General features: G+C 49.7%; 14 protein-coding genes and 1 other annotated feature. Of the genes, 11 read left to right on the forward strand and 3 right to left on the reverse strand.

Annotated elements, in window-relative coordinates:
- Nucleotides 1–30: 30 nt before the first annotated feature.
- The gene (hxpB, locus tag SC127_RS20390; RefSeq protein WP_243078078.1) at nt 31–699 is read right to left on the reverse strand and encodes a hexitol phosphatase HxpB; all 669 of its coding nucleotides are present in this window, start codon (nt 697–699) and stop codon (nt 31–33) included.
- Nucleotides 700–844: 145 nt separating this feature from the next.
- On the opposite strand from hxpB, the gene SC127_RS20395 reads away from it, so the two are divergent.
- Nucleotides 845–1,381 carry a YniB family protein gene (locus tag SC127_RS20395; protein ID WP_215846952.1) on the forward strand — a complete coding sequence of 179 codons (537 nt, stop codon included), beginning with the start codon at nt 845–847 and terminating at the stop codon, nt 1,379–1,381.
- Nucleotides 1,382–1,385: 4 nt separating this feature from the next.
- Here the strand turns inward: SC127_RS20395 and SC127_RS20400 are convergent, their stop codons facing one another.
- Both SC127_RS20400 and ghoS read right to left on the reverse strand, forming a co-directional pair.
- Nucleotides 1,386–2,279 carry a fructosamine kinase family protein gene (locus SC127_RS20400; protein WP_243078077.1) on the reverse strand — a complete coding sequence of 298 codons (894 nt, stop codon included), beginning with the start codon at nt 2,277–2,279 and terminating at the stop codon, nt 1,386–1,388.
- Nucleotides 2,280–2,365: 86 nt separating this feature from the next.
- Nucleotides 2,366–2,674 carry a type V toxin-antitoxin system endoribonuclease antitoxin GhoS gene (gene ghoS / locus SC127_RS20405; protein WP_215846951.1) on the reverse strand — a complete coding sequence of 103 codons (309 nt, stop codon included), beginning with the start codon at nt 2,672–2,674 and terminating at the stop codon, nt 2,366–2,368.
- A gap of 351 nt (nt 2,675–3,025) precedes the next feature.
- On the opposite strand from ghoS, the gene SC127_RS20410 reads away from it, so the two are divergent.
- From SC127_RS20410 to SC127_RS20455, 10 genes are all read left to right on the forward strand, one after another.
- A complete protein-coding gene (locus tag SC127_RS20410) occupies nt 3,026–3,787 on the forward strand; it encodes a DUF481 domain-containing protein (RefSeq protein WP_215846950.1) in 762 nt (253 codons plus the stop codon).
- Nucleotides 3,788–4,033: 246 nt separating this feature from the next.
- On the forward strand, nt 4,034–5,962 hold the full coding sequence (gene thrS / locus SC127_RS20415) for a threonine--tRNA ligase (protein WP_243078076.1): 1,929 nt from the start codon (nt 4,034–4,036) through the stop codon (nt 5,960–5,962).
- 3 nt (nt 5,963–5,965) lie between these two features.
- Nucleotides 5,966–6,517: a translation initiation factor IF-3 gene (infC, locus tag SC127_RS20420; RefSeq protein ID WP_215848291.1), complete on the forward strand. Its 552-nt coding sequence runs from the start codon at nt 5,966–5,968 to the stop codon at nt 6,515–6,517.
- Nucleotides 6,518–6,617: 100 nt separating this feature from the next.
- Nucleotides 6,618–6,815: a 50S ribosomal protein L35 gene (rpmI, locus tag SC127_RS20425; protein WP_004157374.1), complete on the forward strand. Its 198-nt coding sequence runs from the start codon at nt 6,618–6,620 to the stop codon at nt 6,813–6,815.
- A 41-nt stretch (nt 6,816–6,856) separates the two neighbouring features.
- Complete coding sequence (gene rplT, locus SC127_RS20430) at nt 6,857–7,213, forward strand: 50S ribosomal protein L20 (RefSeq protein WP_098050756.1); 357 nt, start codon at nt 6,857–6,859, stop codon at nt 7,211–7,213.
- Nucleotides 7,214–7,328: 115 nt separating this feature from the next.
- Nucleotides 7,329–7,453: a sequence feature (Phe leader region), on the forward strand.
- Nucleotides 7,334–7,378: a pheST operon leader peptide PheM gene (pheM, locus tag SC127_RS20435; protein ID WP_106120997.1), complete on the forward strand. Its 45-nt coding sequence runs from the start codon at nt 7,334–7,336 to the stop codon at nt 7,376–7,378. Its footprint overlaps the feature before it by 45 nt.
- Before the next feature lie 71 nt (nt 7,454–7,524).
- Nucleotides 7,525–8,508: a phenylalanine--tRNA ligase subunit alpha gene (pheS, locus tag SC127_RS20440; RefSeq protein ID WP_215846949.1), complete on the forward strand. Its 984-nt coding sequence runs from the start codon at nt 7,525–7,527 to the stop codon at nt 8,506–8,508.
- A gap of 14 nt (nt 8,509–8,522) precedes the next feature.
- Nucleotides 8,523–10,910: a phenylalanine--tRNA ligase subunit beta gene (gene pheT, locus SC127_RS20445; RefSeq protein WP_332627761.1), complete on the forward strand. Its 2,388-nt coding sequence runs from the start codon at nt 8,523–8,525 to the stop codon at nt 10,908–10,910.
- A gap of 4 nt (nt 10,911–10,914) precedes the next feature.
- On the forward strand, nt 10,915–11,217 hold the full coding sequence (ihfA, locus tag SC127_RS20450; protein WP_003853259.1) for an integration host factor subunit alpha: 303 nt from the start codon (nt 10,915–10,917) through the stop codon (nt 11,215–11,217).
- Nucleotides 11,218–11,419: 202 nt separating this feature from the next.
- On the forward strand, nt 11,420–11,815 hold the full coding sequence (locus SC127_RS20455; RefSeq protein ID WP_332627809.1) for a DUF2502 domain-containing protein: 396 nt from the start codon (nt 11,420–11,422) through the stop codon (nt 11,813–11,815).
- Nucleotides 11,816–11,821: the final 6 nt, after the last annotated feature.

Raw genomic sequence — 11,821 nt, forward strand, 5'->3', positions numbered from 1 at the left:
AATAAAAGCCCGCCTGCTGGCGGGCTGAATTTAGCCTTGAAGATGGGCAACGGTTAATTGCGTGAGATCGTCGAGTTTAACATTGGCCAGCGACCAACGCGGATCGTCACGGTATTCGGCTGCGGGTACAACAATAGAGCGCATGCGTGCGGCTTTAGTGGCAATCATGCCATTAAACGAATCTTCCAGCGTGACGCAGTTCAAGGGATCGATACCGAGTTTGGCAGCGGCATCCAGATAAACCTGCGGATGCGGTTTGCTGTAAGGCAAGGATTCCGCAGAAACCAGGACATCAAAGTAGGCGCGCAAATCAAAAATTTCTAATACGCGCTCAAGCATATGTAGCGGTGAAGCAGAAGCGAGGCCAATTTTCATTCCCTGCTGCTGACACAGTTCTAACGCGTCTTTCACGCCTGGAAGCAGCGGACGCGTCTCCTCAATCAGTGAAAGCGAACGCGCAATAATACGGTTCGTCACTTCGTGTTGGCTTGGGCCATTCCACGGCAGTGTTTCGTACCACATTCTCACCACCTGATCGATACGAAGGCCGAGTGTGTCAGGCAGCTCATTACGGCGCGTCAGGTCAACGTCCAGCGTCGAGAAGATGTCCATTTCAGCCTGATCCCAGAGAGGTTCAGAATCGATAATCAATCCATCCATATCGAATAAGGCAGCAAGAACAGGGCGGTGATAAGACATACGACGTCTCCTTATTTAAGTTTGCGCTACCTTAACACGACGGCATGAGGTGTGCTTAACGGGCGCAGTAGGCTCATTTTTTTGGGAAATTTCCCCCTGCGCAGGTAGACTGAGTGCACATTGGATTTTGGGTTCAGGAGATATCATGACCTATCAACAGGCTGGCCGTATCGCCATCCTTAAGCGCGTCGCTGGCTGGATAATCTTTTTGCTGGCATTGCTTTCAACGGTAATTTCCGTGCTGAGCTTTATGTTTAAGCACAGTGAAAAGCAGCCAGGTATTGATGCTGTGATGCTGGATTTTGTGCATGTAATAATCGATATGGTGCGCTTCAATACGCCATTCCTTGGCTTCTTCTGGCATAACTCGCCGGTGCCCGATTTTAATGGTCAAATGAATCTCGGCTTCTGGATTATCTATATTCTGATTTTTGTGGGGCTGGCGCTGGAAGCATCAGGTTCACGCATGGGGCGCCAGGCGCGTCATATAAAAGAAGGTGTTGAGGATCAAATGATCCTTGAGCAGGCAAAAGGCAGCGAAGGGCGCTCGCGTCAGCAATTAGAAGAGAAGATTCGTGTGCCGCGTCACACCCTGTTCCTACAGGTTTTTCCGCTTTATGTTTTGCCTGTCGTCATTGCGATAGCGGGATATTTCGCGCTCTCCCTGCTGGGATTCGTTTAAGCAATCAGGCCGGTTTGGCCTGATGCTGTGTTAACTCATCTTCATCCAATAACTGGCCAATGGCGAATTGCGCTTCGCCAAGCCAGTTACCACCAAAGACATTGGCGCGATTCAACAAATAGTAGAGTTGATAAACCGGTTGTCGCTGCGAAAAACCATCAGGTAACGGCCAAACTGCCTGATAACCCTCATAAATCTGACGCGGTAAATCCTCAAACCAGGTCAGCATTGCCAAATCACATTCACGATCGCCCCAGTAACAGGCCGGATCAAAAATCCACGGGCCTTGTACACTGCTAGCGCAGTTTGCAGGCCAGAGATCGCCGTGAAGCAGGGAAGGTTGCGGATGATGGGATGCCAGTACACGCTGAACGCAGGCCACAATCAGGTCTGTATCACCATACTGAACCCCTTTTTCAGCCGCGAGTTGCAGTTGCCAACCAATGCGTTGTTCAGCAAAGAAAACTGACCAGCGGCGTAACCAGCTGTTGGGTTGGGGGGTTGTAGTGATGTTGTTATCGAAGTCGAGGCCGAACTGAGTTTGTTCGCTCCACTGATGCAGATGTGCCAGCTGCCTGCCTAGCTGAAAAGCACTTTGTTCATCCAACGGTTGCGGAGCGATGTACTCAAGCAGGAGAAAGCTGTCATCGCGATAGCTTCCTACACCATAAACCTTAGGCACGCGCACAGTTTGCGTGCGCTCAAGCAGCGCCAGTTGATCGGCTTCCCAGGTAAACAGCGATAACATTTCGCGGCTGTTGCATTTGACGAACACGTCGTGCTCGCCATAGCGAACATGCCAGGCGGGATGGACGTCTCCGCCGGGGAGTTCATGGCGTTGTGTGATTTCGGCGTTGCCTAACTGCTCGCTTAACAGACGACTAATGGCTGACCACATTGGGCTATCCTCTTTATTCGCTGCGTAAGATCGATTGTCACGCTTAAATATTCACCAAAACCGCCGCGTATGCACGGCTTATCTGGTTAAGGAGAAGAACTTTTATTCGCGGCGTCTTGTAAGAAAGCGTCCAGCGTTGAAATAGTCACTTCAGGAGGCTTTCCTAAAATGCTTTCACCTGCCGCCGTGGCCTGCTGTTTCAATTCCGCTTCTTCAAGGGTTGTGACGATACCAAAACTGTTGGTACCCAGTTCGTGGGGATGCCCTTCATCATCCGTCAGCGTGGTAGTGAAGCCTGCTGACGTCATGCTGCTGGTCAATTCGAGAATATCGCCTAGACCAGATTCTTGAAAATGAAAGGTCACAATATAACGGGTTAACGATTGGCTACTCATTCTTCACCTCCACGTGTTTTTACTGTCCTCAGCGTAGACTACGATGAAAAAATGGGCGAGTTATTAAGGAGATGAGATCAAACTTTTGTTAATTTCGCGAGTAAAGAGATGTAAGGCGATAAATGCATCTTAAGAAAAATCTTCTGTTTATCAGGATGTATTTGCGTTAACTGCCCACTATAATGCCCCGCGTTAATCAGAAGGATCCCAATAATCAAGCGGTGTCAGGCCAAAAAGCGCGCTTTTTGCAGCGTTAATATTTGTTTACAAATCTTACCGTAAATTGCATTGCTTGACTTAGGAAACACTTCAAACTCTCCGTTTTTTAAACTGTCGCACGGATCACATTTAATGAAAGCCTTCAACAAGCTGTCTGCTGTTCTTTTGCTCTCTGCTGGAGCGTTTTGTCATCAGGCATTGGCCGATAACGCCGTCTTTACGTCTATGGATGATCCTTCCACGGCCAAAAAACCGTTTGAAGGTTCTGCGGCTGCAGGTTATCTGGCTCAAACCGGTAACACCACCAGCTCATCGCTGACCGCGCAAACCAACATGACCTGGTATAAAAGCTCAATGGCTTATAGCTTGTGGGGCAATGCGGCTAATACCTCATCTAACGATGAGCGCTCTTCCGAAACCTACAACATTGGCGGCCGTAGCCGTTATAACGTGAGCAACTACGATTACCTGTTTGGTCAGGCAAGCTGGTTGAGCGACCGTTTCAACGGTTACGATTCACGTGACGTGTTAACCGCGGGTTATGGTCGTCAGCTTCTGAATGGTCCAGTGCATTCGCTGCGTGCTGAATTCGGTCCGGGTGTACGCTATGACGATTTCCACGACGGTGGACATGAAACTAAAGCGTTGGGTTATGGCGCTGTTAGCTACCAGTGGCAGCTGACCGACACCACCAAGTTCGTACAAGGTGTGTCTGTATTAAGCAGCTTCGGTGAAGATACCACGCTGAACTCAGAAACTGGCCTGCAGGTAGCGATCAACGATCACTTCGCGTTGAAACTGGCTTATAACGTGACCTGGAATAACAATCCGCCAGAATCTGCGCCAGATCGCACCGATACCAAAACATCGATCATGCTTTCTTACGCGATGTAATCGTGATTTAGCGATGTTGGTTAAAAGCAGCCTGGCTTGATGTCAGGCTGCTTTTTTTTGATCTCTCCAAGGCTTAGGTGAAAAGGCATGGGTTTTTCTCCTCGCGTAAAACTGCTATCATCTGCGCCGCACTACAATCCTGGCGTCATTCCGACAATGTGGGTCTGACATTACGCCAGGCAAATAAATTTACTCAATGTGCATGTAGGCTTTCGTGTGGCTTACCACTGCAATTAAGGATATGAAATGCCTGTAATTACGCTTCCTGATGGCAGCCAGCGCTCTTTTGATCGCCCTGTCAGTGTCATGGATATCGCGCTGGATATTGGTCCAGGCTTAGCCAAGGCCTGCATTGCTGGGCGTGTAAACGGTGAGATGGTTGATGCAGTTGATCCCATCACCGAAGACGCCTCTGTCGCCATCATCACTGCGAAAGACGAAGCCGGTCTGGAAATTATTCGTCACTCCTGTGCGCATCTGTTGGGCCATGCGATTAAGCAGCTGTGGCCAGACACAAAAATGGCGATTGGTCCGGTGATTGATAACGGCTTCTATTATGATGTCGACATTGATCGTACCCTGACCCAGGAAGATATCGACCTGCTGGAAAAACGCATGCATCAGTTGGCTGAGTCCAATTATGATGTTGTGAAGAAAAAAGTGAGTTGGCAGGAAGCACGCGACGTCTTTGCCGCGCGTGGTGAAGTTTATAAAACCACCATCCTTGATGAGAACATCAGCCATGACGATCATCCTGGCCTGTATCATCACGAAGAATACATCGACATGTGCCGCGGTCCGCACGTGCCGAATATGCGTTTCTGCCATCATTTTAAATTGCAGAAAATTTCCGGTGCGTACTGGCGCGGTGACAGCAATAATAAGATGCTGCAGCGTATTTACGGTACCGCTTGGGCAGATAAAAAGCAGTTGGCGGCTTATCTGCAACGTTTGGAAGAGGCTGCAAAACGCGACCATCGTAAGATTGGTAAGCAGCTTGACCTCTACCATATGCAGGAAGAAGCGCCGGGTATGGTGTTCTGGCATAATGACGGCTGGACCATCTTCCGCGAGCTAGAAGTGTTTGTTCGCAGCAAGCTTAAAGAATATCAGTATCAAGAAGTTAAAGGTCCATTTATGATGGATCGCGTGCTCTGGGAAAAAACCGGGCATTGGGAAAACTATAAAGAAGCGATGTTCACCACCTCATCTGAGAACCGTGAATATTGTATCAAGCCGATGAACTGCCCGGGCCACGTGCAGATCTTCAACCAAGGCTTGAAGTCGTACCGCGATCTACCGCTGCGTATGGCTGAGTTTGGTAGCTGCCACCGTAACGAGCCATCAGGTGCGTTACATGGTTTGATGCGTGTACGTGGCTTTACCCAAGACGACGCCCACGTTTTTTGTACTGAAGAGCAAGTTCGTGACGAAGTGAATAGCTGTATTCGCATGGTTTATGACATGTACAGCACCTTCGGCTTTGAAAAGATTGTGGTAAAATTATCTACCCGTCCAGAAAAGCGTATTGGCACCGATGACATGTGGGACCGTGCCGAGGAAGACCTTGCTGCTGCGTTGAACGAGAACAATATTGAGTTCGAATTCCAGCCTGGCGAAGGCGCTTTCTATGGTCCTAAAATCGAATTCACCTTGTACGATTGCCTTGATCGTGCCTGGCAGTGCGGGACAGTTCAGCTAGACTTCTCACTGCCGAAGCGTTTAGAAGCCACTTATGTGGGTGAAAACAACGACCGTCAGACGCCAGTGATGATTCACCGCGCGATTCTGGGTTCGATGGAGCGCTTCATTGGCATTTTGACCGAGGAGTTTGCCGGTTTCTTCCCTACCTGGTTGGCACCGCTGCAAGCTGTAGTAATGAATATTACCGACGGACAAGCAGAATATGTTGAGTCTTTGACACGTAAGTTGCAGAATGCTGGCATTCGTGTAAAAGCAGACTTGAGAAACGAGAAGATAGGCTTTAAAATCCGCGAACACACATTGCGTCGCGTCCCTTATATGTTGGTCTGTGGTGATAAAGAGGTGGAAGCTGGCAAAGTGGCCGTTCGCACCCGCCGTGGTAAAGACCTTGGGTCGATGGATGTCGATGTGTTTGTTGAGAAACTGCAACAAGAAATTCGCAGCCGAAATCTTCACCAATTGGAGGAATAAAGTATTAAAGGCGGAAAACGAGTACAACCGACGCGTCCAAATCGAATCAACAGTGAAATCCGCGCGACAGAAGTGCGCCTAACAGGCGTTGATGGCGAGCAGCTTGGCATTGTCAGTCTACGTGAAGCTTTGGAAAAAGCTGAGGAATCGGGCGTTGATTTAGTAGAAATCAGCCCGAATGCCGAACCGCCGGTTTGCCGCATCATGGACTACGGCAAGTTCCTCTATGAGAAAAGCAAATCTTCTAAGGAACAGAAGAAGAAGCAAAAAGTTATTCAGGTTAAGGAAATTAAATTCCGTCCTGGAACCGATGATGGCGACTATCAGGTCAAACTACGCAACCTGATTCGCTTTCTGGAAGAAGGCGATAAAGCCAAAATCACGCTGCGTTTCCGCGGTCGTGAGATGGCGCACCAGCAGATCGGTATGGAAGTGCTTAATCGCGTCCGTAAAGATCTGTGTGAAGATCTGGAATTGGCCATTGTTGAATCTTTCCCTTCGAGGATTGAAGGCCGCCAGATGATCATGGTGCTCGCACCTAAGAAGAAACAGTAGGCTTTCAAGTAACACCAACCGCGCAGCGTTCGCGCTGTGCGGGGATGTGTTCGCCTGTCTGGGTCATGTTATTAACAATGCGAAGTGGATATTTTTTAAAATGCCAAAGATTAAAACTGTACGTGGCGCGGCTAAGCGCTTCAAGAAGACCGCTTCTGGCGGCTTCAAGCGTAAACACGCAAACCTGCGTCATATTCTGACTAAAAAATCTACTAAGCGTAAACGTCACCTGCGCCCTAAAGGCATGGTTTCTAAAGGCGATCTGGGTCTGGTTATTGCCTGCCTGCCGTACGCATAAGTCCATTTTTTTTAAACAGAATATAGAACAGGAGAGCTCATATGGCTCGCGTTAAACGTGGTGTAGTTGCTCGCGCACGTCACAAAAAAATCTTAAAACAAGCTAAAGGCTATTACGGTGCACGTTCACGTGTATACCGTGTTGCCTTCCAGGCTGTTATCAAAGCTGGTCAGTATGCTTACCGTGACCGTCGTCAACGTAAGCGTCAGTTCCGTCAGCTGTGGATCGCGCGTATCAACGCTGCGGCGCGTCAGAACGGTATGTCTTACAGCCGTTTCATCAATGGTCTGAAAAAAGCTGCCATTGAAATTGACCGTAAAATCCTGGCCGACATCGCCGTATTCGACAAAGTGACATTCTCTGCACTTGTTGAAAAAGCGAAATCAGCTCTGGCGTAAGTCAGTTGAAAAAGGGAGCTTGCTCCCTTTTTTATTGCCTGTAACTCAAGCAAAAGATTGACATTTTCACCGCTGCGCATTTCAATAGCACCCTTAATTAATAACAAGGTAACCGCAAGCATGAATGCTGCTATTTTCCGTTTCTTTTTTTACTTTAGCGCCTGACATTAGGGGCTTTTGCGCATAAGAAAAGAAACGAAAAATCGCGCCGAAAGCCTCCCTCGTGGAGGCTTTTTTGTTTCTGGCGATAGTACATTGGACCAGCAGGTCCCAACGAGAACTGACCAGCCTGACTGGAAGAAGAGGAAAACATGTCCCAACTCGCAGAACTGGTGGCCAAAGCCACGGCGGCCATTGACGGGTCGACGGATATCGCCGCCCTTGACGCAGTACGCGTCGAATATTTGGGTAAGAAAGGATATCTGACGCTTCAGATGACCACACTACGCGAGCTGCCGGCAGAAGAGCGCCCAGCAGCAGGCGCGGTAATCAATGAAGCCAAGCAGCAAGTGACTGAGCATCTGACTGCGCGCAAAGATGCGCTGGAATCTGCAGCACTGAATGCACGTCTGGCAGCAGAAACCATCGACGTATCTCTGCCGGGTCGCCGCACTGAAAATGGTGGCTTGCATCCGGTTACGCGCACCATTGATCGTATCGAAAACTTTTTTGGTGAGTTAGGTTTCGCAGTCGTTACCGGCCCAGAAATTGAAGATGATTATCATAACTTTGATGCGCTGAATATTCCGGGGCACCATCCCGCTCGTGCCGATCACGATACCTTCTGGTTTGATGCTACACGCCTGCTGCGCACGCAAACTTCGGGTGTACAGATTCGTACCATGAAAGAGCAGCAGCCACCCATTCGTATCATTGCGCCAGGGCGCGTGTATCGTAACGATTACGACCAAACGCACACGCCAATGTTCCATCAGATGGAAGGCCTGATTGTCGATAAAAACATCAGCTTTACCAATCTGAAAGGCACATTGCACGATTTTCTGAACAACTTCTTTGAAGAGAATTTGCAGATCCGCTTCCGTCCTTCCTATTTTCCCTTTACCGAGCCATCAGCAGAAGTCGATGTAATGGGTAAAAACGGCAAGTGGCTTGAAGTATTGGGCTGCGGCATGGTGCACCCGAACGTTCTGCGTAACGTAGGCATCGATCCTGAAATCTATTCTGGCTTTGCATTTGGTATGGGCATGGAGCGTCTGACCATGTTGCGCTATGGCGTAACCGATCTGCGTGCTTTCTTCGAAAATGATTTACGTTTCCTCAAACAATTTAAGTAAGGGCAGGTTATCCAATGAAATTCAGTGAACTCTGGTTACGCGAATGGGTAAATCCAGCCCTGGACAGCGCAGCGCTGTCTGAGCAAATCACCATGGCAGGTTTAGAGGTCGATGGCGTAGATCCTGTTGCTGGCGCGTTTCATGGCGTGGTAGTGGGTGAAGTTGTTGAATGCGGACAGCATCCGAATGCCGACAAACTGCGTGTCACCAAAATCAATGTAGGTGGCGAGCGCCTACTGGACATCGTCTGTGGCGCACCAAACTGCCGCCAGGGCCTTAAAGTCGCAGTGGCTACCGTTGGCGCAGTGCTGCCGGGTGACTTCAAAATCAAAGCCGCAAAACTGCGTGGTGAGCCGTCTGAAGGCATGCTGTGTTCATTCTCAGAGCTGGGTATTTCAGATGACCATAACGGCATTATTGAACTGCCTGCAGAGGCGCCGATTGGCACCGATATTCGTGAATATCTGCAGCTCAATGACAACACCATTGAAATCAGCGTGACGCCAAACCGCGCAGATTGCCTCGGTATCATCGGTATCGCCCGCGATGTCGCGGTATTAAATGGTTTACCGCTCAACGCACCGGAAATCAATTCGGTTGCTGCGACCATCAATGACACTTTCCCGATTCGCGTTGATGCAACAGAAGCTTGCCCACGCTATTTGGGCCGCGTAGTGAAGGGCGTTAACGTTGCTGCCTCCACACCGTTGTGGATGAAAGAAAAGCTACGTCGCTGTGGTATTCGATCTATCGATCCGGTGGTTGATATCACTAACTACGTCCTGCTGGAGCTGGGCCAGCCGATGCACGCCTTCGACCTTGACCGCATTGATGGCGGAATTGTGGTGCGCATGGCGAAGGAAGGTGAAACCTTAACGCTACTGGACGGTACTGAAGCCAAATTGAGCAGCGACACGCTGGTCATTGCCGATCATCATAAAGCGCTGGCAATGGCCGGTATTTTTGGTGGCGAGCATTCTGGTGTAAATACTGAAACGCAAAACATCCTGTTTGAATGTGCCTTTTTCGATCCGCTGGCGATTACGGGGCGTGCCCGCCGTCAAGGTTTGCACACCGATGCCTCGCATCGCTACGAACGCGGTGTTGATCCGGCGTTGCAGCACAAAGCATTGGAACGCGCTACGCAGCTACTGCTGGACGTTTGTGGGGGCGAAGCGGGTCCGATAATCGACCAGACGCACCAGGCATCTTTGCCGCCGCGGGCCACTATTATTTTGCGTCGTGAAAAACTCGACCGCCTCATTGGTCATGCGATTGCAGACGATCAGGTGACGGATATTCTGACGCGCCTGGGTTGTCAGGTTACTGTGAGCGAAGGTGAGTGGAAAGCCGTTGCGCCAAGCTGGCGTTTCGACATGACGATTGAAGAAGATCTGATCGAAGAAGTCGCGCGTGTTTACGGCTACAACAACATCCCAGACGTGCCGGTTCAGGCTGGTTTGATCATGACTCAGCATCGTGAAGCGAATCTTTCCCTGAAGCGTGCCAAAACCTTGCTGGTTGATAAAGGTTATCAGGAAGCGATCACCTACAGCTTTGTTGATCCAAAAATTCAACAGCTGCTGCATCCGGGTGAAGAAGCACTGATCCTGCCAAGCCCGATTTCCAGCGACATGTCGACTATGCGCCTGTCACTGTGGACTGGATTGTTGAGTGCGGTGGTCTACAACCAGAATCGCCAGCAGAGCCGCGTTCGCTTCTTTGAAAGCGGATTACGCTTTGTGCCGGATACACAAGCCGATTTAGGTATTCGTCAGGATCTTATGCTGTCTGGCGTATTGAGTGGTAATCGTAACGAAGAGCATTGGGATCTGGCGCGTCAGTCGGTTGACTTCTATGATTTAAAAGGCGATTTAGAATCGCTGCTCGATTTAACCGGCAAACTGGATAACATTAGCTTCCGTGCAGAAGCCAATCCGGCACTGCATCCGGGGCAAAGCGCAGCCATTTATTTACAGGATGAACGAATCGGATTTATCGGGGTGGTTCATCCTGAGCTGGAACGTAAGCTTGATCTCAATGGTCGCACCTTAGTCTTTGAACTGCTTTGGAATAAGGTTGCAGACCGCGTCCTGCCTGACGCGCGCGAGATTTCACGCTTCCCGGCAAACCGTCGTGATATCGCCGTTGTGGTGGCTGAAAACGTCCCAGCAGCAGATATCATCGCGGAGTGTAAGAAAGTTGGCGTAAATCAGGTAGTTGGCGTAAACTTGTTTGACGTGTACCGCGGTAAGGGCGTTTCCGAGGGCTTTAAGAGCCTCGCTATCAGCCTGATTTTGCAGGATACCAGCCGGACACTCGAAGAAGAGGAGATTGCCGCGACCGTTGGCAAATGCGTTGCGGCATTAAAAGAGCGATTCCAGGCAACCTTGAGGGATTGAACCTATGGCGCTTACAAAAGCTGAAATGTCAGAATACCTGTTTGAGAAACTCGGGCTTAGCAAACGCGATGCAAAAGAGTTAGTGGAGCTGTTTTTCGAGGAGGTGCGTCGCGCTTTGGAAAATGGAGAACAGGTAAAATTGTCTGGGTTTGGTAATTTCGACCTGCGAGACAAAAACCAGCGTCCAGGCAGAAACCCGAAGACGGGAGAAGATATCCCAATCACTGCGCGTCGCGTCGTGACATTCCGTCCAGGGCAGAAGCTGAAAAGCCGCGTCGAGAACGCTACACCCAAAGAAACTGACTAATTTCAGTATTCAAAAAAGGCCGCGAAAGCGGCCTTTTTCATATCCAGCGTCCGCAGATAACCTTAAAAGCGCTCACAATATCTTCACTCTGTCAGGATTATGTAAGCTTCTGGAAAACATCTGGAAAATCAGCACCTACTGATAGTGACCTGCCAGCGGCTTTTGTTATAACAGCGCCATCACATAACAAGAGGTCAGGCTGATGAAAAAGACAGCTATTTTATTAAGCATCCTGTTAGGCATGCCGCTGCTAGCAAACGCAAATGTTTCCGTGAGCATTAACACGCCGGGCGTTTCCGTCCATATTGGCGATCGCGATAATCGCGGTTATTACTGGGACGGTTTTGACTGGCGTCAGCCTACCTGGTGGAAGCAGCATCAGGGGCGCCACGTTGGCCTGAAAGGCCCGCACGGTTACTGGAATGGAAATGGTTGGCAGACACAGCATCCAGGCAATCGTCAGCCAGCAAAAGCACCACAGCGGCATGACAACAAACCGCAGACCCATAACACCCAGCAGAATCAGGCTAAACCGCAGCAAAATCATGACAACAATGGTCATGGCAACAACGGTCAACCGATTCCACCACATAAATAAGTTTGC

This window comes from Pantoea sp. T14, from assembly GCF_036663535.1.
In the GTDB taxonomy this organism is placed as follows: Bacteria; Pseudomonadota; Gammaproteobacteria; order Enterobacterales; family Enterobacteriaceae; genus Pantoea; species Pantoea phytostimulans.